At 70.2% G+C, this 23,367-nt stretch carries 24 protein-coding genes and 2 pseudogenes; 18 read left to right on the forward strand and 8 right to left on the reverse strand.

Annotated features, from left to right (window positions below):
* Positions 1-8 precede the first annotated feature (8 nt).
* The 7 genes and pseudogenes from ACIPSA_RS39535 to ACIPSA_RS39565 all read left to right on the forward strand — a co-directional run.
* The gene (locus ACIPSA_RS39535; RefSeq protein ID WP_402644264.1) at positions 9-656 is read left to right on the forward strand and encodes a histidine phosphatase family protein; all 648 of its coding nucleotides are present in this window, start codon (positions 9-11) and stop codon (positions 654-656) included.
* 213 nt (positions 657-869) lie between these two features.
* Positions 870-2,180 (forward strand): hypothetical protein, encoded by a 1,311-nt coding sequence (locus ACIPSA_RS39540; RefSeq protein WP_402643995.1) that lies wholly within the window; start codon positions 870-872, stop codon positions 2,178-2,180.
* 77 nt (positions 2,181-2,257) lie between these two features.
* Positions 2,258-2,845 carry a TlpA family protein disulfide reductase gene (locus tag ACIPSA_RS39545; protein WP_402643998.1) on the forward strand — a complete coding sequence of 196 codons (588 nt, stop codon included), beginning with the start codon at positions 2,258-2,260 and terminating at the stop codon, positions 2,843-2,845.
* Position 2,846: 1 nt separating this feature from the next.
* Positions 2,847-3,623 carry a cytochrome c biogenesis CcdA family protein gene (locus tag ACIPSA_RS39550; RefSeq protein WP_402644000.1) on the forward strand — a complete coding sequence of 259 codons (777 nt, stop codon included), beginning with the start codon at positions 2,847-2,849 and terminating at the stop codon, positions 3,621-3,623.
* Between the two features lie 3 nt (positions 3,624-3,626).
* On the forward strand, positions 3,627-5,342 hold the full coding sequence (locus tag ACIPSA_RS39555; protein WP_402644002.1) for a cytochrome c biogenesis protein ResB: 1,716 nt from the start codon (positions 3,627-3,629) through the stop codon (positions 5,340-5,342).
* Positions 5,339-6,439, forward strand: a complete 1,101-nt coding sequence (gene ccsB / locus ACIPSA_RS39560; RefSeq protein WP_402644004.1) for a c-type cytochrome biogenesis protein CcsB — start codon at positions 5,339-5,341, stop codon at positions 6,437-6,439. Before ACIPSA_RS39555 ends, ccsB begins: the two co-directional genes overlap by 4 nt.
* 149 nt (positions 6,440-6,588) lie before the next feature.
* Positions 6,589-6,777, forward strand: a pseudogene (locus ACIPSA_RS39565) (transposase); the annotation flags it as partial.
* 60 nt (positions 6,778-6,837) lie between these two features.
* Here the strand turns inward: ACIPSA_RS39565 and ACIPSA_RS39570 are convergent.
* Positions 6,838-6,950: pseudogene (locus tag ACIPSA_RS39570) on the reverse strand (IS481 family transposase); the annotation flags it as partial.
* 133 nt (positions 6,951-7,083) lie between these two features.
* Positions 7,084-7,428: a hypothetical protein gene (locus ACIPSA_RS39575; protein WP_402644007.1), complete on the reverse strand. Its 345-nt coding sequence runs from the start codon at positions 7,426-7,428 to the stop codon at positions 7,084-7,086.
* A 350-nt stretch (positions 7,429-7,778) separates the two neighbouring features.
* Here ACIPSA_RS39575 and ACIPSA_RS39580 point away from each other — a divergent pair, with 350 nt between their 5' ends.
* Positions 7,779-8,237: a hypothetical protein gene (locus ACIPSA_RS39580; protein WP_402644009.1), complete on the forward strand. Its 459-nt coding sequence runs from the start codon at positions 7,779-7,781 to the stop codon at positions 8,235-8,237.
* Here the strand turns inward: ACIPSA_RS39580 and ACIPSA_RS39585 are convergent.
* The 3 genes from ACIPSA_RS39585 to ACIPSA_RS39595 form a co-directional block, all read right to left on the reverse strand.
* Entirely contained in the window at positions 8,234-9,781 is a 1,548-nt protein-coding gene (locus ACIPSA_RS39585) for a hypothetical protein (protein WP_402644011.1), read from the reverse strand. The genes ACIPSA_RS39580 and ACIPSA_RS39585 overlap by 4 nt on opposite strands.
* On the reverse strand, positions 9,781-11,898 hold the full coding sequence (locus tag ACIPSA_RS39590) for a hypothetical protein (RefSeq protein ID WP_402644014.1): 2,118 nt from the start codon (positions 11,896-11,898) through the stop codon (positions 9,781-9,783). The genes ACIPSA_RS39585 and ACIPSA_RS39590 overlap by 1 nt, the downstream gene beginning before the upstream one ends.
* 110 nt (positions 11,899-12,008) lie before the next feature.
* Positions 12,009-12,986: an isopenicillin N synthase family dioxygenase gene (locus ACIPSA_RS39595; RefSeq protein ID WP_402644016.1), complete on the reverse strand. Its 978-nt coding sequence runs from the start codon at positions 12,984-12,986 to the stop codon at positions 12,009-12,011.
* A gap of 216 nt (positions 12,987-13,202) precedes the next feature.
* On the opposite strand from ACIPSA_RS39595, the gene ACIPSA_RS39600 reads away from it, so the two are divergent.
* Positions 13,203-13,970, forward strand: a complete 768-nt coding sequence (locus ACIPSA_RS39600) for a CDP-alcohol phosphatidyltransferase family protein (protein WP_402644018.1) — start codon at positions 13,203-13,205, stop codon at positions 13,968-13,970.
* Positions 13,971-14,013: 43 nt separating this feature from the next.
* Here the strand turns inward: ACIPSA_RS39600 and ACIPSA_RS39605 are convergent, their stop codons facing one another.
* The gene (locus tag ACIPSA_RS39605) at positions 14,014-14,988 is read right to left on the reverse strand and encodes a zinc-binding alcohol dehydrogenase family protein (protein ID WP_402644019.1); all 975 of its coding nucleotides are present in this window, start codon (positions 14,986-14,988) and stop codon (positions 14,014-14,016) included.
* 121 nt (positions 14,989-15,109) lie between these two features.
* On the opposite strand from ACIPSA_RS39605, the gene ACIPSA_RS39610 reads away from it, so the two are divergent.
* A complete protein-coding gene (locus tag ACIPSA_RS39610) occupies positions 15,110-15,454 on the forward strand; it encodes an ArsR/SmtB family transcription factor (RefSeq protein ID WP_402644020.1) in 345 nt (114 codons plus the stop codon).
* 74 nt (positions 15,455-15,528) lie between these two features.
* On the opposite strand, the gene ACIPSA_RS39615 is transcribed toward ACIPSA_RS39610, so the two are convergent.
* Positions 15,529-15,981, reverse strand: coding sequence for a nucleoside deaminase (locus tag ACIPSA_RS39615; protein ID WP_402644023.1), 453 nt, complete (start codon positions 15,979-15,981; stop codon positions 15,529-15,531).
* Between the two features lie 147 nt (positions 15,982-16,128).
* The gene (locus tag ACIPSA_RS39620; protein WP_402644025.1) at positions 16,129-16,398 is read right to left on the reverse strand and encodes a PLD nuclease N-terminal domain-containing protein; all 270 of its coding nucleotides are present in this window, start codon (positions 16,396-16,398) and stop codon (positions 16,129-16,131) included.
* Between the two features lie 154 nt (positions 16,399-16,552).
* Between ACIPSA_RS39620 and ACIPSA_RS39625 the strand changes: the two genes are divergently transcribed.
* The 8 genes from ACIPSA_RS39625 (at position 16,553) to ACIPSA_RS39660 (ending at position 23,361) form a co-directional block, all read left to right on the forward strand.
* On the forward strand, positions 16,553-18,004 hold the full coding sequence (locus ACIPSA_RS39625; RefSeq protein ID WP_402644028.1) for a menaquinone biosynthesis decarboxylase: 1,452 nt from the start codon (positions 16,553-16,555) through the stop codon (positions 18,002-18,004).
* Positions 18,001-18,903: a menaquinone biosynthesis prenyltransferase MqnP gene (gene mqnP, locus ACIPSA_RS39630; RefSeq protein ID WP_402644031.1), complete on the forward strand. Its 903-nt coding sequence runs from the start codon at positions 18,001-18,003 to the stop codon at positions 18,901-18,903. Before ACIPSA_RS39625 ends, mqnP begins: the two co-directional genes overlap by 4 nt.
* A 259-nt stretch (positions 18,904-19,162) precedes the next feature.
* On the forward strand, positions 19,163-19,837 hold the full coding sequence (locus ACIPSA_RS39635; RefSeq protein WP_402644033.1) for a UbiX family flavin prenyltransferase: 675 nt from the start codon (positions 19,163-19,165) through the stop codon (positions 19,835-19,837).
* 73 nt (positions 19,838-19,910) lie between these two features.
* The gene (locus ACIPSA_RS39640) at positions 19,911-20,366 is read left to right on the forward strand and encodes an Lrp/AsnC family transcriptional regulator (RefSeq protein ID WP_263211303.1); all 456 of its coding nucleotides are present in this window, start codon (positions 19,911-19,913) and stop codon (positions 20,364-20,366) included.
* 82 nt (positions 20,367-20,448) lie between these two features.
* Positions 20,449-21,612 carry an aminofutalosine synthase MqnE gene (gene mqnE, locus ACIPSA_RS39645; RefSeq protein ID WP_402644036.1) on the forward strand — a complete coding sequence of 388 codons (1,164 nt, stop codon included), beginning with the start codon at positions 20,449-20,451 and terminating at the stop codon, positions 21,610-21,612.
* A gap of 125 nt (positions 21,613-21,737) precedes the next feature.
* Positions 21,738-22,262: a GNAT family N-acetyltransferase gene (locus tag ACIPSA_RS39650; protein WP_402644037.1), complete on the forward strand. Its 525-nt coding sequence runs from the start codon at positions 21,738-21,740 to the stop codon at positions 22,260-22,262.
* 101 nt (positions 22,263-22,363) lie between these two features.
* A complete protein-coding gene (locus ACIPSA_RS39655; protein ID WP_402644039.1) occupies positions 22,364-22,663 on the forward strand; it encodes a DUF4229 domain-containing protein in 300 nt (99 codons plus the stop codon).
* Between the two features lie 47 nt (positions 22,664-22,710).
* Complete coding sequence (locus ACIPSA_RS39660) at positions 22,711-23,361, forward strand: TetR/AcrR family transcriptional regulator (protein ID WP_402644041.1); 651 nt, start codon at positions 22,711-22,713, stop codon at positions 23,359-23,361.
* The last annotated feature ends 6 nt before the right edge of the window (positions 23,362-23,367 follow it).

Genomic DNA, 23,367 nt, shown 5'->3' on the forward strand with positions numbered 1-23,367 from the left:
TCCACCTCATGAGGCACGGCGAGGTCGCCAACCCGGACGGGGTGCTGTACGGGCGCCTTCCCGGCTACCACCTCTCCGAGCTCGGGCGGCAGATGGCCGACCGGGTCGCCGAGCACCTGGCCCCCCGGGACGTGACGTACGTCGTCGCCTCCCCGCTGGAGCGGGCGCAGGAGACCGCGACCCCGATCGCGAAGGCGCACGGCCTGGACCTCGACACCGACGAGCGGCTCATCGAGGCCGACAACGTCTTCCAGGGCAAGACCTTCGGGGTCGGGGATGGCGCCCTGCGCAAGCCCGGCAACTGGAAACACCTCGTCAACCCCTTCAAGCCGTCCTGGGGTGAGCCGTACGTCGACCAGGTCGTACGGATGAAGGGCGCGCTGGACGCGGCCAAGGACCGGGCGCGCGGGCACGAGGCCGTACTCGTCAGCCACCAGCTGCCGATCTGGATCGTGCGGTCGTACGTCGAGAAGCGGCGGTTGTGGCACGACCCGCGCAAGCGGCAGTGCACGCTCGCCTCGCTGACGTCCTTCACCTACCAGGGCGACAGGATCGTGTCCGTCGGGTACACCGAGCCCGCCCGCGACCTCGTCCCCGCCCATCTCCTCGCCGGTGCCAAGCCGGTGAAGGGGCAGGGCAAGGCGTTCGGCGCCTGACGCACCCGTTAGTGTCCTGACTCGCCCGCCAGGTGTCCTGACACGCCAGCAGGGTGCTCCGACTCACCCGCAAGGTGTCCTAAGACCTCGCAAAACGCCTTAGGACACCTTTGTGGTGTTCATTACGGAATGTATGACAAGTGACGGAACCCCCCTGTTCGTCACGCCCTCTGAGTGGGTGACACCAGCAGGACGTGACGGATCGGGGTTCTCATGCGCATCTTGTCCCGAAGGGGAATGCTCGGCCTCGGCGCGGGCGCCGCGGCCGCCGCCGGTCTCGCGGGCTGCGGCACTCTCGACCCGTCAGACGGGGACGGGCACCGTTCGGGTTCCGGCGGCGGCAAGAACGGCTCGGGCGGCAAGGGCGACGGCGGCGGCAAGAACGGCGCGCATCCCGCCCGGCCCATCGGCGACGGCTCCACGTCCTTCACCGGCAAGCAGCCCCACCAGCCCGCCAAGCCCGAGCCGCTGGAGGCCGGGCAGACCCCGCCGCAGTTCGTGATCTTCTCCTGGGACGGCGCCGGCGAGGTCGGCAACGGCCTCTTCCCGCGCTTCCTCGACCTCGCCAAGGAACACGGCGCGAGCATGACCTTCTTCCTCTCGGGGCTGTATCTGCTGCCCGAGTCGAAGAAGCGCCTCTACAACCCGCCGAACAACCCGCGCGGCGCCTCCGACATCGGCTACCTCACCGACGACCACGTCAAGGCCACGCTGACGAACATCCGTCGGGCCTGGCTGGAGGGGCACGAGATCGGCACGCACTTCAACGGGCACTTCTGCTCCGGCTACGGCACCGTCGGCAACTGGACCCCGCAGCAGTGGCGGAGCGAGATCCAGCAGGCCAAGGGCTTCGTGAAGGAGTGGCGGACCAACAGCGGGTGGACCGACCTGCCGTCGCTGCCGTTCGACTACGAGAAGGAACTCGTCGGCGGCCGTACGCCCTGTCTGCTCGGCCAGAACAACCTGCTGCCCACCGCCCGTGAACTCGGCTGGCGTTACGACGCCTCCTCGCCCGGCGGCCGTCAGACCTGGCCGCAGAAGAAGCTGGGCATCTGGGATCTGCCGCTGCAGCAGATACCCTTCCCCGGCCGCAGCTTCGAGGTCCTGTCGATGGACTACAACATGCTCGCCAATCAGTCGGTCAACTCGACCAAGGCGCCCGCCTACAACTACCCGGGCTGGCGGACCCAGTCCGCGCAGGCCTACATATCGGGATTCCAGCGGGCATACGAGACGAACCGCGCGCCCTTCTTCATAGGCAACCACTTCGAGCACTGGAACGGCGGCATCTACATGGACGCCGTCGAGGAGGCGTTCAAGCACATCGCGCGGGAGAAGGAGAAGGGCGCCGACGTACGGCTCGTCTCCTTCCGGCAGTTCGTGGACTGGATGGACGTGCAGAAGCCCGAGGTCCTCGCCAAGCTGCGCACCCTGGACGTCGGCCAGAAGCCGGCCGGCGGCTGGAAGACCTTCCTTGCCGGCACCCCCTCCGGCTCCGCGGGCGCCGCCTCGAACGCCACCTGAAATGCGGATCTCCCCCCGCAAGAGCCCCACAAGGGGGGTGCGCAAGATCCTCAGAACGGGCATGCGAAACTTTTCACATGAGCACCCGTAGCCGCGTCCTGCTTGCTGCCACGGCCGCCGCAGCGGCCCTGGCCCTGTCCGCGTGCACGTCCGGAGGAACCTCGGGCGGAGGCGGCAACACCAACTTCGTCACCGGCAACAACGGCATCGACACGGCCGCCAAGGGCCACCGGGACGCGGTGCCCGACCTGTCCGGCAAGACCATCGACGGCAAGAGCCTCGACATCGCCGACTACAAGGGCAAGGTCGTCGTCGTCAACGTGTGGGGCTCCTGGTGCGGTCCGTGCCGCGCGGAGGGCAAGTACTTCGCCAAGGTCTCCAAGGAGTACCAGGACAAGGGCGTCCAGTTCGTCGGCATCAACACCCGGGACACCAGCACCACCCCGGCGATCGCCTTCGAGAAGGAGCAGGGCATCACCTACCCGAGCCTGTACGACCCGACGGGCAAGCTGATGCTCCGCTTCAAGAAGGGCACGCTCAACCCGCAGCTGATCCCCTCCACGCTCGTCATCGACCGGGACGGGAAGATCGCCGCGCGGGCCCTGGAGGCGCTCAGCGAGGAGAACCTGCTCAAGATGCTCAAGCCGGCCCTCGCGGAGAAGTGACGTGAGCGCGCTTCTCCCGCTCGCCTCGGCAGTGGTGGGCAGGAACGAGACCGTCTTCAACGGCGCCCTGCTGGTGGCCCTGCCCATCGCCCTGCTCGGCGGCCTCGTCTCCTTCTTCTCGCCGTGCGTCCTGCCCCTGGTCCCCGGCTACCTCTCCTACGTCACCGGGGTCGCCGGCACCGACCTCGCGGAGGCCAGACGCGGGCGGATGGCCGCGGGCGCCTCCCTGTTCGTGCTCGGCTTCACCGTGGTGTTCGTCTCCGGCGGGGCCCTGTTCGGCTTCTTCGGGCAGACGCTCCAGGAGAACAAGGGCGTCCTGTCCAAGGTGCTCGGCGTGCTCATGATCCTCATGGGCGTGTTCTTCATGGGCCTGATGCCCTGGTTCACCCAGCGCGAGTTCCGCTTCCACAAGCGGCCGACGACCGGGCTGGTCGGAGCGCCGTTGCTCGGCGCCCTGTTCGGCGTCGGCTGGACGCCCTGCCTCGGCCCGACCCTGGCCTCAGTGTCGAGCCTGTCCCTCCAGCAGGCGAGCGCCGGCCGCGGCGCCATACTGACGGTCGCCTACTGCGTAGGCCTGGGCGTGCCCTTCGTCCTCACCGCCGTCGCCTTCCGCAAGGCCCTCGGCGCCTTCGGCTGGGTCAAGCGCCACTATGTCTGGGTGATGCGCATCGGCGGCACGATGATGATCGTGACCGGTGTGCTCCTGCTGACCGGGGCGTGGGACAGTCTCGTGAGCCAGATGCAGACCTGGTCCGACGGCTTCACTGTGGGGATCTGATCGATGAGCAAGACCACCGCCGACAACTCCGCGGCCGGGGCCGAGGACCAGGACCTGGGCGCGGCCGGCTCCCAGCTGTCCACCGCGCCCCAGGAGGAGCTGGTCAGTCTCCCCTCCCTGGGCGTCATCGGCTGGGCCCGCTGGTTCTGGCGGCAGCTCACCTCCATGCGGGTCGCGCTGCTGCTGCTCCTGCTGCTGTCGCTCGGCGCGATCCCCGGCTCACTGATCCCGCAGACCGGCGCCGACGCCGCCAAGGTCGCCGACTTCCGCAAGAGCCACACGATGCTCGCGCCGGTCTACGACAAGCTCGGCCTCTTCCACGTCTACAGCTCGGTGTGGTTCTCCGCGATCTACATCCTGCTGTTCGTCTCCCTCATCGGCTGCATCATCCCCCGCACCTGGCAGTTCGTGGGCCAGCTGCGCGGCCGCCCGCCGGCCGCGCCCAAGCGGCTGACCCGGCTGCCCGCCTACACCACCTGGCGCACCGAGGCCGACCCCGAGCAGGTCCGCGAGGCCGCGCTCGCCCAGCTCAAGAAGCGCCGCTTCCGTGCCCACATCGCCGGTGACGCCGTCGCCGCCGAGAAGGGCTACGTCCGTGAGCTGGGCAACCTGGTCTTCCACATCGCGCTGATCGTGCTGCTGGTCGCCTTCGCCTCGGGCCAGCTGTACAAGTCGGACGGCAACAAGCTGGTCGTCGAGGGGGGCGGTTTCTCCAACTCGATCATCCAGTACGACGACTTCAAGTCCGGCAGCCTCTTCACCACCGACGACCTGGTGCCGTTCAGCTTCGACCTCAAGGACTTCAGGGCCACCTACGAGCTCACCGGCCCGAACCGGGGCACCCCGCGCGCCTTCGAGGCGAAACTCGCCTACCGCAAGGGCGCGTACGGCAAGAAGACCTCGACCACCGTCAAGGTCAACCAGCCGCTGCAGATCGGTGACTCCAAGGTCTACCTCGTCAGTCACGGCTACGCGCCCGTCATCACCGTCCGGGACGGCAAGGGCAACGTCGTCTATCGCGACGCCGTACCGCTGCTGCCGCTCGACGGTAACGTCACCTCGCAGGGCGTGCTCAAGGTGATGGACGGCTACAAGAACGCGCAGGGCGTCGGCGAGCAGCTGGGCGTCCAGGCCTTCTTCCTGCCGACCTACGGCGGCGGCGCCTCGGTGCTCTCGCAGTTCCCGGCGCTGCTGAACCCGGTGCTCAACCTCGCGCCGTACCACGGCGACCTGGGTGTCGACTCGGGTATCCCGCAGAGCGTGTACCAGCTCGACAAGTCCCACCTGAAGGCGTTCAAGGACTCCAAGGGCAAGCAGCTGAGGGTGAACCTCAAGCCCGGACAGACTACGCAGCTCCCGGACGGCGCCGGCTCGATCACCTTCGAGAAGGGCGTCAAGGAGTGGGCCGGCTTCGAGGTCGTCCAGGAGCCCGGCGGTGGCTGGGCGCTCGGCGGTGCCATCGCCGCGATCTTCGGTCTGGCCGCGTCCCTGTTCATCCAGCGCCGCCGCGTCTGGGTGCGGGCGGTCCGCGGCGCCGACGGCGTGACCGTCGTCGAGATGGCCGGCCTCGGCCGCAGCGAGTCCGCCAAGGTGCCCGAGGAACTGGGCGACCTCGCCGGAATCCTCTACGACCAGGCGCCGGGGGCACCGGACCCCGACGACGACCCCTCAGAAACCCCCGACTCCGAAGTCGTACCTGCCGAAGGGGCTGAGCAGTGACTCTCGCCGCCGCAACCGATCTCGCCGCTGCCACCAACGAACACCTCGCGAGTATCAGCAACATGCTGATCTACTCGTCGATGGCCGTCTACACCCTGGCCTTCTTCGCCTACATCGCCGAGTGGCTGTTCGGCAGCCGCAGCAAGGTCGGCCGTACGGCCGCCGCGCTCACCGCCGACGCCTCGAAGAAGGCGGGCGCGCCCGCCGTCACCGTGAAGAAGGCCGGCGGCACCGCGGTCCTGGAGCGGCCCAAGGTCGTCGTCCGGTCCGCGGCCGGTGCCCGGGACGTGCCGGACGGGCCCGGTGCCCACGGCGGTGATGAGCAGGGCGACCTGTACGGCAGGATCGCCGTGTCCCTCACCGTGCTCGCCTTCCTGGTGGAGGTGGGCGGTGTCGTCGCCCGCGCGGCCTCCGTGGGGCGGGCCCCGTGGGGCAACATGTATGAGTTCAACATCACGTTCTCCACGGTCGCCGTCGCGGTGTACCTCTCGCTGCTGGCGCTGAAGAAGAACGTGCGCTGGATGGGCCTGTTCCTCATCACCACGGTCCTGCTCGACCTGGGCCTCGCGGTCACCGTCCTCTACACGGCGAGCGACCAGCTGGTCCCGGCCCTGCACTCGTACTGGCTGTACATCCACGTCTCCACCGCGATCTTCTGCGGCGCGGTGTTCTACGTGGGCGCGGTCGCTACGATCCTGTACCTCTTCAAGGACTCGTACGAGAACAAGCTCCAGACCGGCGGCAAGCCCGGCAGCTTCGCGACCTCGGTCCTGGAGCGCCTGCCCGCCTCCGCCTCGCTGGACAAGTTCGCCTACCGCGTCAACGCGGCCGTCTTCCCGCTGTGGACGTTCACGATCATCGCGGGCGCGATCTGGGCGGGCGACGCCTGGGGCCGCTACTGGAACTGGGACCCCAAGGAGACCTGGTCCTTCATCACCTGGGTCGCCTACGCCTGCTACCTGCACGCCCGCGCCACGGCCGGCTGGAAGGGCCGCAAGGCCGCCTACCTGGCGATGATCGCCTTCGGCTGCTGGCTGTTCAACTACTACGGCGTCAACATCTTCGTGACCGGCAAGCACTCCTACGCGGGCGTCTGAGCACCCGGGGCCGGCCCGAGGGCCGGCCTGAAGCAATTTCTCCAGCCACGCGGCGTCCTACACGGTGACACGCTCGGAAACTTCCCCCGGGCGTGTGGCCACCCCATTCGTCGACTGTAGGACGCTGGTGTGACACGTAGGCAACTCACGGGCCGTATCCCCAGCGGCTGCGGGATCAGTTCGAGGGGATGATCTGGCGGTTTCGTTCCAGTGCCCAGTGGCGGGAGATGCCCGGGGAATTCGGTCCCTGGCCCACGGTCTACGGCCGGTTCCGGGTCTGGAGGGACGCCGGTGTCTTCACCGCGCTGTTGGAGGGCCTGATCGCCGAGGCCGCCCGCCGGGCCGGCCGCGGACAGTGCGAACACCGTCGAGCGCCTGATCGACAAGCTCAAGTCCTGGCCGGAAGCTACCTCGCCGAGTTTCTTGATGTCGACGTGGACCAGTTCGCCTGGCCGGTGAGCCGGTCCAGGAGGGCCAGCCGGTTCAGGCCGTATCGGATCAGGATGCGATGCTGGGACACGAAGACCTCCGTGTGGTGCAGTCCTAGACAGCTCCACCACACCGGAGGTCTTCGTCGTGATCAAGCCCGGCCGGTGTCGACAACGCTCGTGATCAATAAAACTAGAGCCTGTCCGGCCTGCGGGTCAGTCCCTGACCTGCGTGTCGAGGAACTTCGCGGTGGTCCGCTGGGGCGCGCCGCACGCGGCCACGGAGTCCTGGTACCACTGCTTCCACGGACCCCAGACGGTGTACGTGTCGCCGTTGATGCCGTCGGTGCAGAGGATCTTGAGCCGCTGCTCTCCCGGGCCGTAGTGGCAGGTCTGACTGATCGAGTAGGTGTTGATCTGGCGGAACCCGCAGCCGTGCACCGCGGCGCTGGCCGGGGTGGCCACGGCGATGGGCGCGGCCACGGCGATGCCGCCGAGCAGCAGCGGTGTCGAGAGGACCGAGGTGAGCTTCCTCTTGCCGAGCGTCTTCCTGTTGAGCACAAGATCCCCCTCTGTTCGGGCCAGCTGGTCAGGCCGGCCGTGCGCCGTCGGTTGTGGATGACCGACAGACTGGTCGGGAAGCACGTTACTGATCCGTCGCGGATCATGTCCATGCCTTATAGGGAAGGCATCGAGTCGCGATCAAGGGTTGCTGCGGGTGAGGAGGCCGGCGAGGTAGTTCTCGGGCGTTTGGCCGTAGCGGGTGGCGATGCGTCAACATCTTCGTGACCGGCAAGCACTCCTACGCGGGCGTGTGAGCCGCTGACGGCGCTTTCGCCTTCGCCGACGGGCCGACGGGCCGACGCCCGTAACCGGGTGCGCAACCCTCGGCCAAGGGTCACGCTGGTGTCATGACCGGTTCCATCGAACAGGGCGCCAGCCAGACCCGTGGGAACGCGCACATACTCCACTTCCTGGTGCGGCTCCCGAGGCCCATGGGCGAGGTCTGGCCCGCGCTGTCCACCCCGGAGGGGCTCGCGGGCTGGTTCACCGCCGCCGATGTCCTCGAACCCCGGCTGGGCGGCGCCGTCACCCTGCGTGACCTGGGCAGCGGGCGGGTCACCGCGTGGGACGTGGACCGGGTCGCCGAGTACACGGTGGAGGGCGGCGGCCGGGTCCGCTTCCACCTGGAGCGGGACGGGGACACGGCGAGCGCCCTGCGTTTCACCCATGAGTTCCGGGGCGAGGGGGAGACGGAGCCGCGCTGGCGGGCTCGCTTCGAACGTCTGATCGACTTGATTGGGGGCGCGGGCGCGGGTGCGGGTACAGGCGCGGGTACGGGCGCGGGTACGGGCGCGTCCACGTCCTAGGACGGCGGCAGGCACTCCTTCGCCGGCGGCTTCCCCTCCGGCCAGGCGATCCGCACGAACCGGGAGTGACCCTCCGGGGTGAGTTCCACGATCGGCACGGCCTTGTCGTACGGGTTGCCGTGCACGTCCAGGCAGATCCAGCCGCTCGCCCCGTTCACCCGCAGCGAGCCCTCGACCTGCGGCCACTGGAGGCCCACGTCCGCGAGCGACGGGATCTTCCTCCCCTCCGGGACCGCCTCACGGATGCCGTGCACGGCCAGCCGCAGGGCGTCGTACGCGATGATCAGCTGCCCGTCGTCCAGGGCGACCGAGCCGATCGGCCCGACCGGCTTCCGCTCGGCGCTCGTCAGCAGCGCCCGCAGCACCTGCGCGTCCGCCGCCGAGCCGCCCGTTTTCGCGGGATCCCTCGCCCAGGCGTCCGGGTGCGCGAGGGCGGTGTAGCGGACGGCGAGGTTGTGCTTCAGGGCGCCGCGGTCCAGGTCCTTCTCGCCGGTCAGGTACGAGCCCTCGTCCCCGGTCAGCAGCGTGAACTTCCGGTCCTGGCAGCCGCGTCCGCCCAGCTCGTTGATGAACTGCCGCAGCTGGGTGTGCCGGCCCGCGAACAGGATCGTGTCGGTCTCCTTGGACGTGTCGCACACCAGATGGGTGATCTGCCGGAAGGTGTTGGCGGTCGTGCCCTCCTGGCTGCGGTCGGCCGGCGGGGTGAACGGCTTCGGCTGGTACGGCGACCCCTTGATCAGCGCGGCGAACGACTTCCGCAGCGTCCTCGTGTACGGGTCACCGGGGTTGTCGTACACCAGCAGCGCCTTGCCCGCGCCGACCTTGGCGAAGGAGGCCAGCGCGCGGGCCTCGTCGGTGTTGGTCGGGGAGACCCGGGCCAGCCCCGGGAAGGGGTCCTTGCCGCCCTGCCCGTTGGCCAGGTCGTCGGCGGTGATGGAGGAGCCGACCACCGGAATGCCCAGCCGGGTCAGCTCCCGGACGGCCTTCTTGTTGTTGTCGGTGCTCTGCCCGACCCCGGAGACCGCCCGCAGCCGGTCCGCGCCCTTCGTCATCCGCGCCAGCTGGTCGACCATCTCCTTCCAGTACGTACTGGTCGCCCCGGGGTTGGCCATGACCAGCCGGATCGCCGGAGCCTCCCCGTTCGAGAAGTGGTTGGCCTGGTACTGCGCGAGATAGGCGCCCTGCAGCTCGTGCTGGATGTCGCTCAGGCTGGCCGCTGCGGTCGCGGTGTACGGCAGCATCACCGCGACGGTCACATAGGTGCCGGGCTTGAGCCGACCGTTCTCCCGCGCGATCGCCCGCACCGTGTCGCGGAGCTGGGGATGCCCGAAGTCGTACGCCGTCGTCGCCACGCCCACGCACTCGTCGCTGCCCTCCGGCCGTGTCACCCCGGGGGCGCAGGACCGGTCGTCGTGCGCGAGGGTGCGCACCGCGAAGACCAGGCCGGTCACCAGGCCCGCCGTGACCAGCAGCGCCAGATAGCGGCGCAGCGGTATCTCCCAGACGCCCTCGCGCAGCCATGTGCCCAGACCTCTGCGTGCCATCACGCCTCCCCGCTTCGGTCGTCCGGGTCGTCCTCCTCGTCCGGGCCGTGCGGCGGACGCCCGGCCAGCGCGGCCGCCGGCCAGTCCCGCGACGCCCGCCACAGCAGTGCGTTGCCCGCGGGCCGCAGGTTGGACAGCTGCTCCAGTTCGAACCGCAGCCGGTCGCAGACCTTCGGATCGGGCAGCACCAGCGGGTCGGCCAGCTGCCACACGGCGTGCAGCAGCCGCCGTATCCGCAGATGCAGTACGGCGTCCACGCCCTCCGGCACCTGCTGCTCGGCGTCCGTGCGGCCCAGCGCCACGGCCGCGCGCCGGTCGCCCCGGCCGGTGAAGTCGCGGCCCTCGGCGTCGTGCGCGTGGAAGTAGGGCGCCGACGCGACGAAGCGGAGCGTGCGCAGCCAGGCGCGGGTGTCGAGGGCGTGGAAGGTGTCGCGCAGGTGCGCGATCGCCGACTCCGTGCTCCCCAGGGCGAGTTCATGGTGCAGCCGGTAGGCGACCGCGTGCTCGGCCTGCTCGGCGGAGCGCGTGTAGTGCGCGATCAGCGTCTCGTGGGCCGTGCGCCACGGGCCGTGGTCGGTGCCCCGCAGATGCAGCCTGAGCAGCAGCAGGGTCCGTACGAAGGGATCGCCGACGAACTGGCCCGGCGCGCCCGGCAGTCCCTCCTGGGCCAGCCGGGTCTGCAACGCCCGTACGTCCGACGGACCGAAGTCGTCCGGGAGCAGGGCCTCGGCCAGCGCGCAGGCCGAGTCGTGGTCGTGTGCGGCGGCCAGTACGGTCAGCTCGTCCAGACGGTCGGCTGGCACGAGCCGGTCGAGGAGTTCGCGGTAGGCGGGGGAGCCGTCGTGGTCCTCGTGCAGCCGGACGTCCGCGGTGAGCAGCTCGCCGAGCGAGGACGCCGCCGGCAGGCTCTGTGCGGCCGACTCGGCGAGCAGGACGATGCCCAGCGGGTTTCCGCCCGTCAACCGGTGCGTGGCGTGGGGGAGTTGAGGCGGCACCGGCACCTCGTCGCAGACCGCGCCCACGATGTGCAGGGTGTCGTCCGGGGTGAGCGGCGGCAGCGACACCAGCAGCGCCCACGAGGACGGCACGCCCGCGTCCGGGGTCCACTCGCTGCGCCGGGCCACCTCGGGCAGCGCGCGCCGCACGGCGTTGCGCAGGCCCGTGGGGCCCTCCCGCCCGTCGCCGCGCAGCGCGCCGATGAACGCCACCTGGTCGGCGATGCCCTCGGAGCGGTCCCGCAGCACCGCCTCCACGAGCCCCGGCCCCGGTGCCGTCTGCGCGTTGTCGACGAGGACGAGCGGCCGCCCGAGCCGTTTCATGCGCGGCAGCACGCCCGCGTAGGCCTCCGTCAGGTCGGCGAGCAGCGCCCGCACCAGATGGCGCTCGGCGTGCTCCCGGGAGGTGCCGCCCGCCCGGAAGTGCCCGGACAGCAGGATCAGCCCTCGCTGGGCGTGCCCGCCCGCGTTCGGATACGTCCGGTACCAGACCGACGCCTTCTGGTGCCGGCGGCTCGCGAACCCCTCCGCGACGGACTCCAGGGTGGCCTCGACCGCCCCGGACAGGAACGGCCCGCTGCCGGTCGCCGCCGCGACCACCTTGGCCGCCACCTTCCCGGCCCACCGCCCGGCGAAGCCGCTGACCCACGACCCGCTCTCGTTCAGCAGCAGGATCCGCTCGACCTCGCGCCGGATCCGCTCGGAGTCGGCGTCGCGCCAGCCGCCCGCGGCCACCGCGACCAGGCCCGACATCAGCCGGGGGAACTGGATCCGCCCGGCGCCGGTCACCGGCTCGGCGAGCTGCTCGGCGATGACGAGCAGCGCCTGCGCCACCGGGGACCAGGACTCGGCGGGCCGGTCCGCGGGCGGCCCCGCGAACTGCCCGTCCGCGCAGTCGACCAACGCGACCGGCGTGTGCCCCTTGTAAGCCTCCCGCAGCTCGGCGAGCACCGCACTCTTGCCCAGCCCCCGCGCCCCGGTGAGCACGACGAAGGGCGGCTCCGCCGGATACTCGAACGGATGCGCACGGTGCTGGTAGGGGCGCAGACCCACCAGCCGCGGAGCAAGGCCGGCCGGATCCGTGTCGAACAGGGCCCCCCGTCCGTGCAGACGTCTGTGCACCGCATCCCCCCTCAACTCCAGTGTAAGAAGAGGGAGTTGCTTCGTACCAGATCGCGTGGTGTCCGTTGGGTCACGAATCTGTCGAAACGGTGGCCCGGCCGGGGAAGCGATCAGCCGACGGTGATCGAGTCCAGCTTCTCGCGCAGGTAGACGTGCGAGTCGACAGGCGGATACGCCACCCGTCCCACCGGCGCCGGAACGGACTCGACGAGGGTGCCCGGGGTGCACTCGCCGAAGTAGACGAGGGACATCAGCTCCTCGGCGGGCGCGTCCACGGGCGGCGGCAGCACGCGGTGCCGTCCCGACCGCCACCGGTCACCGGTCCAACGAGCCATCAGATCACCGATGTTGATGGTGAAGGCGGCGGGGTCGAAGGGCGCGTCCTGCCACCCGTCACTGCCGTCCGCGGGGTCCGTGTAGACCTGTAGCCCGCCCATGCCCGCCTGCCGGTCCAGGATGGTGACCGTCCCGAAGTCGGTGTGCGGACCGATCCGGAACTGCCCCGGCAGCGGCTCGCCGATCACCTCGGTCCCCGGGTACCAGTTGATGTTGAAGCCGTACGTGGGGTGGTCCATGTGCCGGCTGAAGAAGTCCGGTTCGAGCCCGAGGGCGTGGCCGAGCAGGGACAGCAGCCGCTTCTCCAGCCCGGCCATCTCCCCGAGGTACTCCTCGCACAGCGGCCGGAGCTCGGGGACCTCGCCCGGCCACACATTGGGCGCGTACCACTCGGCGTTGACGACCGGGTCCTCGAACGGCTCGTGCGTCGCGAAGGTCAGCGACTCCTTCAGATCGGGCGGGGTCTTGGTCCCCTCCGCGTACCCGTTGGCCTCCGCCCCCGGCCCGAGCCACCCGCGTCCGCCGACCCTCGCCTCGTACGCCTGCTTGGCCTCGGCCGGGAGGACGAAGAACCGCCGCGCGGCCGCCCTGACGGCGGTGCGCAGCGCGGGGTCCACCCCGTGCCCGGTGACGAGCAGGAACCCCGCGGTCCGCAGGGCCCGGTCGACGGTGCGGGCGATGTCCTCGCGCGCCTCGGGGTCGCCGGAGAGCCAGGGGCGCAGGTCGATCGTGGGGATGCGGGGCCGGCTCATAGGGGTCCTCCCGGGAAATGGCGGCTGCGATTGCTCTCCTTCGGCATGGATACCGGACGCCGGGGCGACACCGGGACGACATGCGGGACTCCCGGGAGCCTTTCGGGGACGTTCGGGAGTGGCCTCGGTAAAGCGCCGGGAAACCCGCTCTGTACCCTGGCCCGATCATCGCCGCGCGCAGCGGCATTCGGCCCCCGGGTGGGTGGGAGGAACGTCATGGTTGCCGCTCCGGTTCTGGAGGAGCTGCGGGAGGTCGTACAGCCGCAGGCGAAGCTGGCGAGCCGCAACGGCGAGCACTGGGCGGGCCGGCTGTACATGCGGAAGGTCTCGCTGCGGTTCACCCGGCAGCTGGTGCGCACCCCGGTCACCCCGGACCAGCTGACCTGGACCATGGTGGTGTGCGGGATAGCCTCCGGCGCGGCCCTGCTCATACCCGGCCTGACGGGTGCCGTCCTCGCCGTGATCCTGATGCAGCTGTTCCTGCTCTTCGACTGCGTGGACGGCGAAGTCGCCCGCTGGAAGGGGCAGAACAGCGCGACGGGCATCTACGTCGACCGCCTCGGCGCCTACCTCGCGGACGCCGCGCTGATGGTGGGCGCCGGTTTCCACGCGGCGCGGTCGGGATACGGCGGCTGGGTGTCGGTCGGCATCGCCACCGCGCTCGGTGTCGTCCTGCTGAAGGCCTCCACCGACCTGGTGGACGTGGCGCGTGCCCGGCGCGGACTGGCCGTGGCCGACGACGAGGCGACCCGGCCGCGTTCGCAGGGCGTGGCGACGGTGCGCAGGCTGGCCGCCGCCTTCAAGATCCACCGCGTCACGAACGGCATCGAGGCGTCCCTGGTGCTGCTCGTCGCCGCGATCGCCGGTGAGGTCACCGGGGGCATCGAGCCCACCCGCTGGGCGCTGGGCGCGCTCGCCGTGATCACCTGGGTGATGGTCCCGGCCCACCTGCTGTCGATCCTGTCGTCGTCCCGGCTGCGCTGACGTCAGCGGCTCGGCGCAGCCGGGACGAGCGGGAACGCGCCGGTCAGCCCGCCACGCGCAGCAGCAGCTTCCCGGTGCTCGTCCGCGCCCCCATCAGCCGGTGCGCCTCCGCCGCCTCCGCCAGGTCGAACTCCGCCGTCACCGGCAGGGACACGGTGCCGTCGACGGCCTTGGCGAAGGAGAGTTCGGCCAGCCTGCGCAGTTCGGCCGGGCCTGTCGCCGCCAGGCTCAGGATGGAGAAGCCGGCCACCGACTTGCCGAGCGGGTACAGCTCGGGCTGGCCCACCGTCCACGGCTCGGCCGAGCTCGCGTTGCCGAAGGAGACCAGCCGCCCGAACACGGCGAGCGAGGCCAGGCTGCCCTTCAGGGTCTCGCCGCCCACGGGATCCAGGGCGAGGTCGACTCCCCGCCCGCCGGTCGCCTCCCGCACCGGCTCCTCGAAGGCGCCGACGAAGACCTCGTCGTAGCCGTTCTCCTTCGCGTAGGCCGCCTTGGACGCGGACGACACCACGCCGTACACGGCCCCCGCGCCCGCGGCCCGCGCCAACTGGCCCACCACGGTGCCGACTCCGCCCGCCGCGCCCTGCACCAGCACCGTCTCGCCCGGCTGCAGCCGGCCCACGGTGTGCACCAGGGCGTGCGCGGTCGGCAGCACCGTCGGCAGTGTGGCCGCCGTACGCAGGCCGATGCCGGAGGGCACCGGGAAGACGGTCGCCGCGTCGGCCACGGTCACCTCGGCGTAGGCGCCGCCCTCGGTCAGGGCCGCCACCTCCTGCCCGACGGCCAGTCCCGCGACGCCCGCCCCGACCGCGCGCACCCGCCCGGATACCTCGAGGCCCGGCCGGAAGGGCAGGCCCGGCACCCGGTAGCCCTCCGAACGGGCCTTCAGGTCCGCGAAGTTCACGCCCGTGTAGGCCACGTCGATGCTGATCTGACCCGGGCCGGGCTCGGGAACGTCCGCCTCCACCACCTTCAGGACCTCGGGACCGCCGTACTCCTGGAACTCGATCGCACGCATGCCGTACCCCCGGCTCGACTGTTCAACGAAAAGCGAACACTGCGGAGTGTATGGTTTTCATCGAACACTCGGCAAGTGAATGCGCGACGGCGAGCGAATACGCGCCAGCGAGGAGGACGGCATGGCCGCCACCAGTCATCGGGCCGCCCCCGAGCACACCCACCCCGAGCAAGTCCCCGTCCCCACCGCGCTCGCCGCCCTCGCCGACCCCGTACGCATCACGCTCGTACGGGAGCTGGCCGCCTCCGCCGACTGGTCCCGCAGCTGCGGCAGCTTCGACGTACCGGTCGGGAAGGCGGCCCTCAGCCATCACTTCGCCGTGCTGCGCGGGGCGGGGCTGGTCGAACAGCGCGACGAGGGGCCGCGACGCGTCAACCGGCTCCGGAGACAGGAGTTCGAGGACCGGTTCCCGGGGCTCCTCGCGCTGGTCCTGCGCGAGGAGCCGTGCGACGAGGCCGGTCAGTAGCCGTAGCCGTAGCCGTAGCCGTAGCCGTAGCCGCGGCGGTTCCGGACCCCCTCGGCCAGCCCGTCAGGAACCGTTCACTCGGCGCCGATGTCCTCGTTCCACAGGTTCGGGTGGTCCTTGATGAAGGCGCGCATCATCGCGGCGCACTGGGGGTCGTTGAGCTGGATGATCTCCACACCGTGGGACGCCAGCCAGTCGTGGCCGCCCCGGAAGGTCTCCGACTCGCCGATCACGACCCGTGAGATACCGAACTGACGTACAAGGCCGCTGCAGTACCAGCAGGGCGACAAGGTCGTGACCATCGTCGTACCGCGGTAGGAGTGCTGTCGTCCGGCGGAGCGGAAGGCGGCGGTCTCGGCGTGCATGGACGGGTCGGCGTCCTGCACACGCCGGTTGTGCCCGCGTCCGAGGAGCGTGCCGTCATCCCTGTACAGCGCGGCTCCGATGGGAATCCCGCCCTCGGCGAGTCCGGCCCTGGCTTCCGCGACGGCAGTGGCGAGCCACTCTTGTGCCTGTGTTCCTTCCATGCACCGTTGCTCCCCGGACCCCGCGTCCCGGAACCCGGTACCGCACATCCGGCCGTACGGCGCATCCGGAACCCCGCACGCCGCGCAACCCGCGTGCGCCCCTGTGCACCTGCTCCGCCGGTGACCGGCCCGCGGCCCGGGGGAAGCTCACTCGGCCTCGGGCTCGTCCTTCTTCAGGGACTTGAGGAACTCGGGGTTGTCGTCGGGGGCGACCCAGCCGGCGGGGGCCGCGGTGCGCACCTTGCCCGCGATCAGCCAGGCGACCGGGCCGACCAGCACCTCGCCGAAGAGCAGGATGATGACGACCCACGCCACCTTCGGCAGCGCCCGCACCTCTTCCTCGGGCGTGTTGAGGCAGTCCACGAACGCGTAGATCCACAGCGCCAGGACCAGCAGGAAGGGGAGATACCTGAGCATGTGCGTGCGATCCCTCGGCAGAGTGAGACGGCCCCGGTGACCGGGCCAGGGTAGCCCGTGGCAGCCGTGCTTTCCCGGGGGACAACCCCCGGACCCCCGGCAGAAGCAGGGGCGGACGTCGGGAGAAAGCAGACGTTCGGCGATACTGGGGCACATGGCTTACGACGATCTTCGCTCCCTGCTCAGGGCACTGGAGCGCGAGGGAGACCTCAAGCGCATCAAGGCCGAGGTCGACCCGTATCTGGAGGTCGGGGAGATCGTCGACCGGGTGCAGAAGTCCGGCGGCCCGGCGCTCCTCTTCGAGAACGTCCGCGGCTCCGCCATGCCGCTCGCCATGAACGTCTTCGGGACCGACCGGCGCCTGCTCAAGGCCCTCGGCCTGAAGTCGTACGGCGAGATCAGCGACAAGATCGGCGGTCTGCTGCGGCCCGAGCTGCCGCACGGCTTCGTGGGCGTGCGCGAGGCCTTCGGGAAGCTCGGCTCGATGACGCACGTACCGCCGAAGAAGGTGAAGGACGCTCCGGTGCAGGAGGTCGTCCTGCACGGTGACGACGTCGACCTCGACGCGCTCCCCGCCCTGTTCACCTGGCCGCAGGACGGCGGCTCCTTCTTCAACCTGGGGCTCACGCACACCAAGGACCCGGAGAGCGGGGTCCGCAACCTCGGGCTCTACCGCCTCCAGCGCCACGACAAGCGCACCATCGGCATGCACTGGCAGATCCACAAGGACAGCCGGAACCACTACCAGGTGGCGGCGCGGCGCGGTGAGCGTCTCCCGGTCGCCATCGCCTTCGGCTGCCCGCCGGCCGTGACCTACGCCTCCACCGCGCCCCTCCCCGGTGACATCGACGAGTACCTGTTCGCCGGATTCATCGCGGGCAAGCGCATCGAGATGGTCGACTGCAAGACGGTCCCGCTCCAGGTCCCGGCGAACGCCGAGGTCGTCCTGGAGGGCTGGCTGGAGCCCGGCGAGATGCTCCCGGAGGGCCCCTTCGGCGACCACACCGGCTTCTACACCCCGCAGGAGCCCTTCCCGGCGCTGACGATCGACTGCGTGACGATGCGGAAGCGGCCGCTGCTCCAGTCGATCGTGGTCGGCCGCCCCCCGACGGAGGACGGCCCGCTGGGCCGCGCCACCGAGCGCTTCTTCCTCCCCCTGCTGAAGATCATCGTCCCGGACATCGTGGACTACCACCTCCCCGAGGCCGGCGGTTTCCACAACTGTGCGATCGTCTCGATCGACAAGAAGTACCCGAAGCACGCGCAGAAGGTCATGCACGCGATCTGGGGGGCACACATGATGTCGCTCACCAAGCTGATCGTGGTCGTCGACTCCGACTGCGACGTCCACGACCTGCACGAGGTCGCCTGGCGTGCCCTCGGCAACACGGACTACGCCCGCGACCTCACGGTCGTCGAGGGCCCGGTCGACCACCTCGACCACGCCTCCTACCAGCAGTTCTGGGGCGGCAAGGCGGGCATCGACGCGACGAAGAAGTGGCCCGAGGAGGGCTACACGAGGGACGGGGGGTGGCCGGACATGGTCCTTTCGGACCCGGATACGGCGGCCCTGGTGGACCGCCGCTGGAAGGAGTACGGGCTGTGAGCAGCGCCTCCGCCGCGATCCCGCAGCCGGGACGCACCAAGGCCTTCCTGCGCCTGGTGATGATCGAGCACTCGGTCTTCGCGCTCCCCTTCGCCTACATCGCCGCGCTCACCGCGATGTTCCAGATGGACCGGAACGTCCACTGGGGCCGTCTCCTCCTGGTGACCGTCTGCATGGTCGGCCTGCGCACCTTCGCCATGGCGGTCAACCGGATCATCGACCGCGAGATCGACGCCCGGAACCCCAGGACCGCCCACCGCGAGCTGGTGACCGGCGCGATGTCGGTGAAGCACGCCTGGACCGGCGCCCTGATCGCGCTGGTGGTCTTCCTGGGTTCGGCGGCCCTGCTGAACCCGCTCTGCCTGGCCCTGGCTCCCGTCGCGGTGATCCCGATGGTGGTCTACCCCTACGGCAAGAGGTTCACGAACTTCCCGCAGGCCATCCTGGGCCTGGCCCAGGCGATGGGGCCGGTGGGCGGCTGGCTGGCGATCACCGGGGAGTGGTCCTGGGACGCGGTGGTCCTCGGCCTCGCCGTCGGCATCTGGATCGGCGGCTTCGACCTGATCTACGCCTGCCAGGACGTCGAGACCGACCGCGAGATCGGCGTCATGTCGGTCCCGGCCCGCTTCGGCATCCCGGCGGCCGTCTGGGGCGCCCGGGTGTGCCACGCGATCACGACGGCCCTGTTCGTCTGGTACGCCGTGCTCACCGACGCGGGCGCGTTCTTCTGGCTCGGCCTGCTGATCGTCGCGGGCGCGTTCGTCTACGAGCACACGATCGTCCGCCCGCACGATCTGTCCCGCCTGAACAGGGCGTTCTTCAGCGTGAACGGCTTCATCGGCATCGCGCTGTTCGCGTGCGCGCTGCTCGACCTGCTGGTCCGAGGGCTCACGGTCTGACCCGATCGGGTGATCGGGTGATCGGGCGGCGAAGGCGTGAGACCAGGCCGGTAGGAGGATCGGATCCGGGCTCGTCCCCGCCCAGCGGGGGTTGTCCGCCGTTCGTCGACGAGAACGCCCGGTTCAGCGCCCGGTTCAACCGGTTGTCCTCGCCGACGCGGGGATTCGGTCCGGCGGTCCGGCGGCTTGTCGGCCCGTCCGATCCGCATCCGCCCCGCCCCGTCCTGAACACGCTCGGCCACGCCGGTACGCTCAAGGTGTGAACGCAGGAGAAACGCAGCGCGCGCCTTGGATCGTGGGGGTGTCCGGAGCATCCGGTACTCCGTACGCGGCTGCTGTGCTGCGGGCGCTGCTCGCGGCGGGCGAGAGCGTCGACCTGGTGGTCAGCCGGGCCGCGCGGCTCACGTTGCTCGACGAGACCGGAATCTCCTTCCGGGACGCCCACTGGCAGGAGGACCTGCGGGAATGGCTGGCCCGGGGGGCGGACGGGAAGCCCGAAACCTTCGATGTGGACGTCGAGGAGGTGCGGTACTGGAGCGCGGGGGACCTCGCCGCCGGGCCGTCCTCGGGGTCGTACCCCGCCAAGGGAATGCTCATCGTGCCCGCCTCCACCGCCTGTGTGGCCGGTGTCGCGCTCGGGCTGTCGAAGGATCTGCTCCAGCGGGCGGCGAGCGTCACCCTCAAGGAGCGCCGCAAACTGGTCGTGGCCGTGCGGGAGACCCCGCTGAACGGTCAGACCCTGCGGCACCTGGTCGCCCTGGACGACGCGGGCGCGGCCGTGGTGCCCGCCTCCCCCGCCTTCTACGCGGGAGCGACCCACATCCAGGACCTGGTGGACTTCGTCGCCGGGCGGGTTCTCGACGCGGCGGGCGTCGGACACGGTCTCTACCGCCGCTGGGAGGGCGAACTCGGCGGCGGAACCCGCACGACGTGATCGTCATCTGAGCAAGTCGCAGTACCTCTCAGCACTTCACTTCGGGAACTTTTCAGCGGAAGGCTTCGATCGCATGGACGCGGTGGACAGGCAGCTCATCCAGGCCCTGAGGGAGAACGGCCGGGCCTCCTACGCGGAGCTTGGGCGCCTCGTCGGCCTGTCGGGACCCAGCGTCACCGACCGCATCAACCGGCTGGAGGCGGCTGGCGTCATCACCGGCTACCGCGCCACCGTGAACGCGGCCTCCCTCGGCCTCGGCGTCACCGCCCTGATCGGCATCTCGCTCTCCGACGCCGCCGACCACGAGGACGTGGCCCGCCGGCTGAAGGACCTGCCGGAGATCGAGGACTGCTGGTTCATCGCGGGCGACGACTCCTTCATGCTCAAGGTGCGTTCGACGGATGTCGACGGGCTGGAGAAGACCATCCGGCGGCTGAGCGGGACCAAGGGCGTCTCCCGGACCCGTACCACCATCGTGCTGTCCACGAAGTGGGAGAACCGGGTCGGAGAACTGCCTGAGGAGGTATAGGCGCGGAGCGCCGTATGGGGGCACCGCCCGCCCGAAGGGTGGGGGAGTACGGTTGGGCGGGTTGTCGTAGAAAGGTGTTGGCATGGACGTCGGGCTCAAGCGCGAGCTGGAGGAGAAGGTCCGCTCCGGTGAGCGGCTGACTCGCGAGGACGGCATCGCGCTGTACGAGTCGGACGACCTGGCGTGGCTGGGCGGGCTCGCGCACGAGGTGCGGACGCGCAAGAACGGTGACGTCGTGCACTTCAACGTCAACCGCCACCTCAACATGACCAACGTGTGCACGGCCTCCTGCGCTTACTGCTCGTTCCAGCGCAAGCCGGGCGAGAAGGACGCGTACACGATGCGCATCGAGGAGGCGGTCCGGCTCGCCAAGACGATGGAGTCGGAGAACCTCACCGAGCTGCACATCGTCAACGGCCTGCACCCGAACCTCCCGTGGCGCTACTACCCGCGTTCGCTGCGCGAGCTGAAGGCGGCCCTCCCGAACGTCTCGCTGAAGGCCTTCACTGCGACGGAGATCCACCACTTCGAGACGATCTCGGGCCTGTCGGCGTCGGAGATCCTCGACGAGCTGATCGACGCGGGCCTGGAGTCCCTCACCGGCGGCGGTGCGGAGATCTTCGACTGGGAGGTCCGTCAGCACATCGTGGACCACCGGACCCACTGGGAGGACTGGTCCCGCATCCACCGCCTGGCGCACGAGAAGGGTCTGAAGACCCCGTGCACCATGCTCTACGGCCACATCGAGGAGCCCCGGCACCGCGTCGACCACGTCCTGCGCCTGCGTGAGCTCCAGGACGAGACGAACGGCTTCCAGGTCTTCATCCCGCTGCGCTACCAGCACGACTTCGTCGACATGAAGGACGGCAAGGTCCGCAACCGGCTCCAGGCGCGCACACAGATGGCGACGGGCGCCGAGGCGCTGAAGACGTTCGCGGTCTCCCGTCTCCTCTTCGACAACGTCCCGCACGTGAAGGTGTTCTGGGTGATGCACGGCGTGCAGACCGCTCAGCTCGCCCTCCAGCACGGTGCGGACGACATGGACGGCTCGGTCGTCGAGTACAAGATCACGCACGACGCGGACAACTACGGCACGCCGAACAAGCTGACCCGCGAGGACCTGCTGGACCTGATCCGCGACGCGGGCTTCCGTCCGGTGGAGCGGAACACGCGGTACGAGATCATCCGCGAGTACGACGGCCCGGACCCGCTGCGCCGGGAGTCGCCGCAGCCGATGCGCGTGTGACGTGACGCCGCCGGCCGGACGGGTACCCGTCCGGCCGGCGGCGTCACGAAGGCGCCCGAGGACCTGAAAGTGGCTTCCCGCACATTGAGCTGATGGCGTGTTGGGGTAATGGATAGCATGCGCGCATGCCCCTTACGTTCACTCTGGACCCCTCCGTCACCCCTGCCCTTCGTGACGGTGTCCTCGACCTCTGGACCGACGTCTCCAACGCCGGCGGGGCGGTGGGTTTCCTGGTGCCGGTGAGTCGGGAGGAGATACGCCCGGAGCTGGTGAAGCACCTCGCGGCGATGGCCGAGGGGCGTACCCGGCTGCTCGTCGGGCACGACGAGGCGGGCGAGGTGGCCGCGGCCGTGTTCCTCTCCTTCAACACGCACCGGCTGATGAAGCACTGGGTGTGGCTCTACACGGTGATGGTCCACCCGCGGCACCAGGGCAAGGGGTATGGGCGTGACCTGCTGGCGGCGGCCGCGGACGCCGCCCGTGGCCTCGAAGGCATCGAGGCCGTACGGCTCACCTGCCGGGGCGGCGTCGGCCTGGAGCGGTTCTACGGCTCCTGCGGCTACAAGGAGGTCGGGCGGGTGCCCGGCGCGATCCGCGTCGCCCCCGGGGACGACCGGGACGACATCACCATGCTGCTGCCGCTGCACTGACCGGCCCGTGACCCCGCTGCAAGATCGCGTGCGGAACGTGCTTCACTGGACGGTGCCCGTTTGTGGCGTAAGGACCGTTCGATACGGAAGAGTGGATTGAGATGCTCCGCTACACGCTGATGCGCCTCGGTGTCTTCGCAGGCTGCTTCGTGGTCGTCTGGGGCGCCGTCTACTCCGGTATCTTCCCGCGCGGCTTCGGTGACTCCAACTTCCTGTGGGTGCTCCTGCTCGCCCTGGTGCTCTCGGCGCCGATCAGCTGGGTGGTGCTGCGCAAGGAGCGGGACCGGGCGTCCGTCCAGGTCGTCCAGAGGGTCGACCGGATGAAGTCGAACCTGGAGGCCAACCGCAACCAGGAGGACGCGGCGGACGACACGGCGCGGGCGCAGGAGCCGGCCTCCTAGGGACTTCCCCGCGTCGGGCGGCCCGGTGCCCAACTACTCTTGCCCCCATGGGTGCCGTGAAGACAAAGCGGATGCCGCGGGCGGTGCGGGAGCAGCAGATGCTCGACGCCGCCGTACGGACCTTCGGCCAGCGGGGGTACATGGCCGCGTCGATGGACGAGATCGCCGAACTGGCGGGCGTGTCCAAGCCGTTGGTGTATCTGTACCTGAACTCGAAGGAAGATCTGTTCACCGCGTGCATCCGGCGTGAGGCCAAGGCGCTGACGCGGGCGGTGCGGGACGGTGTCGCGCCGGGGCTGCCCGCCGAGCGGCAACTCTGGGAAGGGCTCCGGGCGTTCTTCGCGCACACCGCCGAACACCCCGACGGCTGGTCGGTCCTGCACCTCCAGGCCCGCACCCACGGCGAGCCCTTCGCCGCCGAGGTCGCCGCGATGCGCGAGGAGCTCGTCGCGTTCGTGACCCAGCTGATCGTGGTCGCCGCGCGCGAGGCCCACCGGGACCCCGATCTGCCCGAGCGCGAGGTCGCCGGGCTGGCCGAGGCCCTGGTCGGCGCCGCCGAGTCCCTCGCCGCCTGGGCCAACGCCACCCCCGGCGTCACGGCCCGCCAGGCCGCGGCGACCCTGATGAACTTCGCGTGGGCGGGGCTGGGCAACCTGATGGAGGGCCGCCCCTGGTCCCCGCCCGCCGCCGGGGACTGACGCGGT

Origin of the sequence: Streptomyces sp. NPDC086549 (assembly GCF_044746205.1) — a bacterium.
Classification (GTDB): Bacteria; Actinomycetota; Actinomycetes; order Streptomycetales; family Streptomycetaceae; genus Streptomyces.

Bases quoted from the DNA above. Each gene is read 5' to 3' on its own strand.
- ACIPSA_RS39535 (WP_402644264.1), top strand. From the start codon at position 9: ATGAGGCACGGCGAGGTCGCCAACCCGGACGGGGTGCTGTACGGGCGC.
- ACIPSA_RS39540 (WP_402643995.1), top strand. From the start codon at position 870: ATGCGCATCTTGTCCCGAAGGGGAATGCTCGGCCTCGGCGCGGGCGCC.
- ACIPSA_RS39545 (WP_402643998.1), top strand. From the start codon at position 2,258: ATGAGCACCCGTAGCCGCGTCCTGCTTGCTGCCACGGCCGCCGCAGCG.
- ACIPSA_RS39555 (WP_402644002.1), top strand. From the start codon at position 3,627: ATGAGCAAGACCACCGCCGACAACTCCGCGGCCGGGGCCGAGGACCAG.
- ACIPSA_RS39580 (WP_402644009.1), top strand. From the start codon at position 7,779: ATGACCGGTTCCATCGAACAGGGCGCCAGCCAGACCCGTGGGAACGCG.
- ACIPSA_RS39585 (WP_402644011.1), bottom strand. From the start codon at position 9,781: ATGGCACGCAGAGGTCTGGGCACATGGCTGCGCGAGGGCGTCTGGGAG.
- ACIPSA_RS39595 (WP_402644016.1), bottom strand. From the start codon at position 12,986: ATGAGCCGGCCCCGCATCCCCACGATCGACCTGCGCCCCTGGCTCTCC.
- ACIPSA_RS39600 (WP_402644018.1), top strand. From the start codon at position 13,203: ATGGTTGCCGCTCCGGTTCTGGAGGAGCTGCGGGAGGTCGTACAGCCG.
- ACIPSA_RS39605 (WP_402644019.1), bottom strand. From the start codon at position 14,988: ATGCGTGCGATCGAGTTCCAGGAGTACGGCGGTCCCGAGGTCCTGAAG.
- ACIPSA_RS39610 (WP_402644020.1), top strand. From the start codon at position 15,110: ATGGCCGCCACCAGTCATCGGGCCGCCCCCGAGCACACCCACCCCGAG.
- ACIPSA_RS39615 (WP_402644023.1), bottom strand. From the start codon at position 15,981: ATGGAAGGAACACAGGCACAAGAGTGGCTCGCCACTGCCGTCGCGGAA.
- ACIPSA_RS39620 (WP_402644025.1), bottom strand. From the start codon at position 16,398: ATGCTCAGGTATCTCCCCTTCCTGCTGGTCCTGGCGCTGTGGATCTAC.
- ACIPSA_RS39625 (WP_402644028.1), top strand. From the start codon at position 16,553: ATGGCTTACGACGATCTTCGCTCCCTGCTCAGGGCACTGGAGCGCGAG.
- ACIPSA_RS39640 (WP_263211303.1), top strand. From the start codon at position 19,911: ATGGACGCGGTGGACAGGCAGCTCATCCAGGCCCTGAGGGAGAACGGC.
- mqnE (WP_402644036.1), top strand. From the start codon at position 20,449: ATGGACGTCGGGCTCAAGCGCGAGCTGGAGGAGAAGGTCCGCTCCGGT.
- ACIPSA_RS39650 (WP_402644037.1), top strand. From the start codon at position 21,738: ATGCCCCTTACGTTCACTCTGGACCCCTCCGTCACCCCTGCCCTTCGT.
- ACIPSA_RS39655 (WP_402644039.1), top strand. From the start codon at position 22,364: ATGCTCCGCTACACGCTGATGCGCCTCGGTGTCTTCGCAGGCTGCTTC.
- ACIPSA_RS39660 (WP_402644041.1), top strand. From the start codon at position 22,711: ATGGGTGCCGTGAAGACAAAGCGGATGCCGCGGGCGGTGCGGGAGCAG.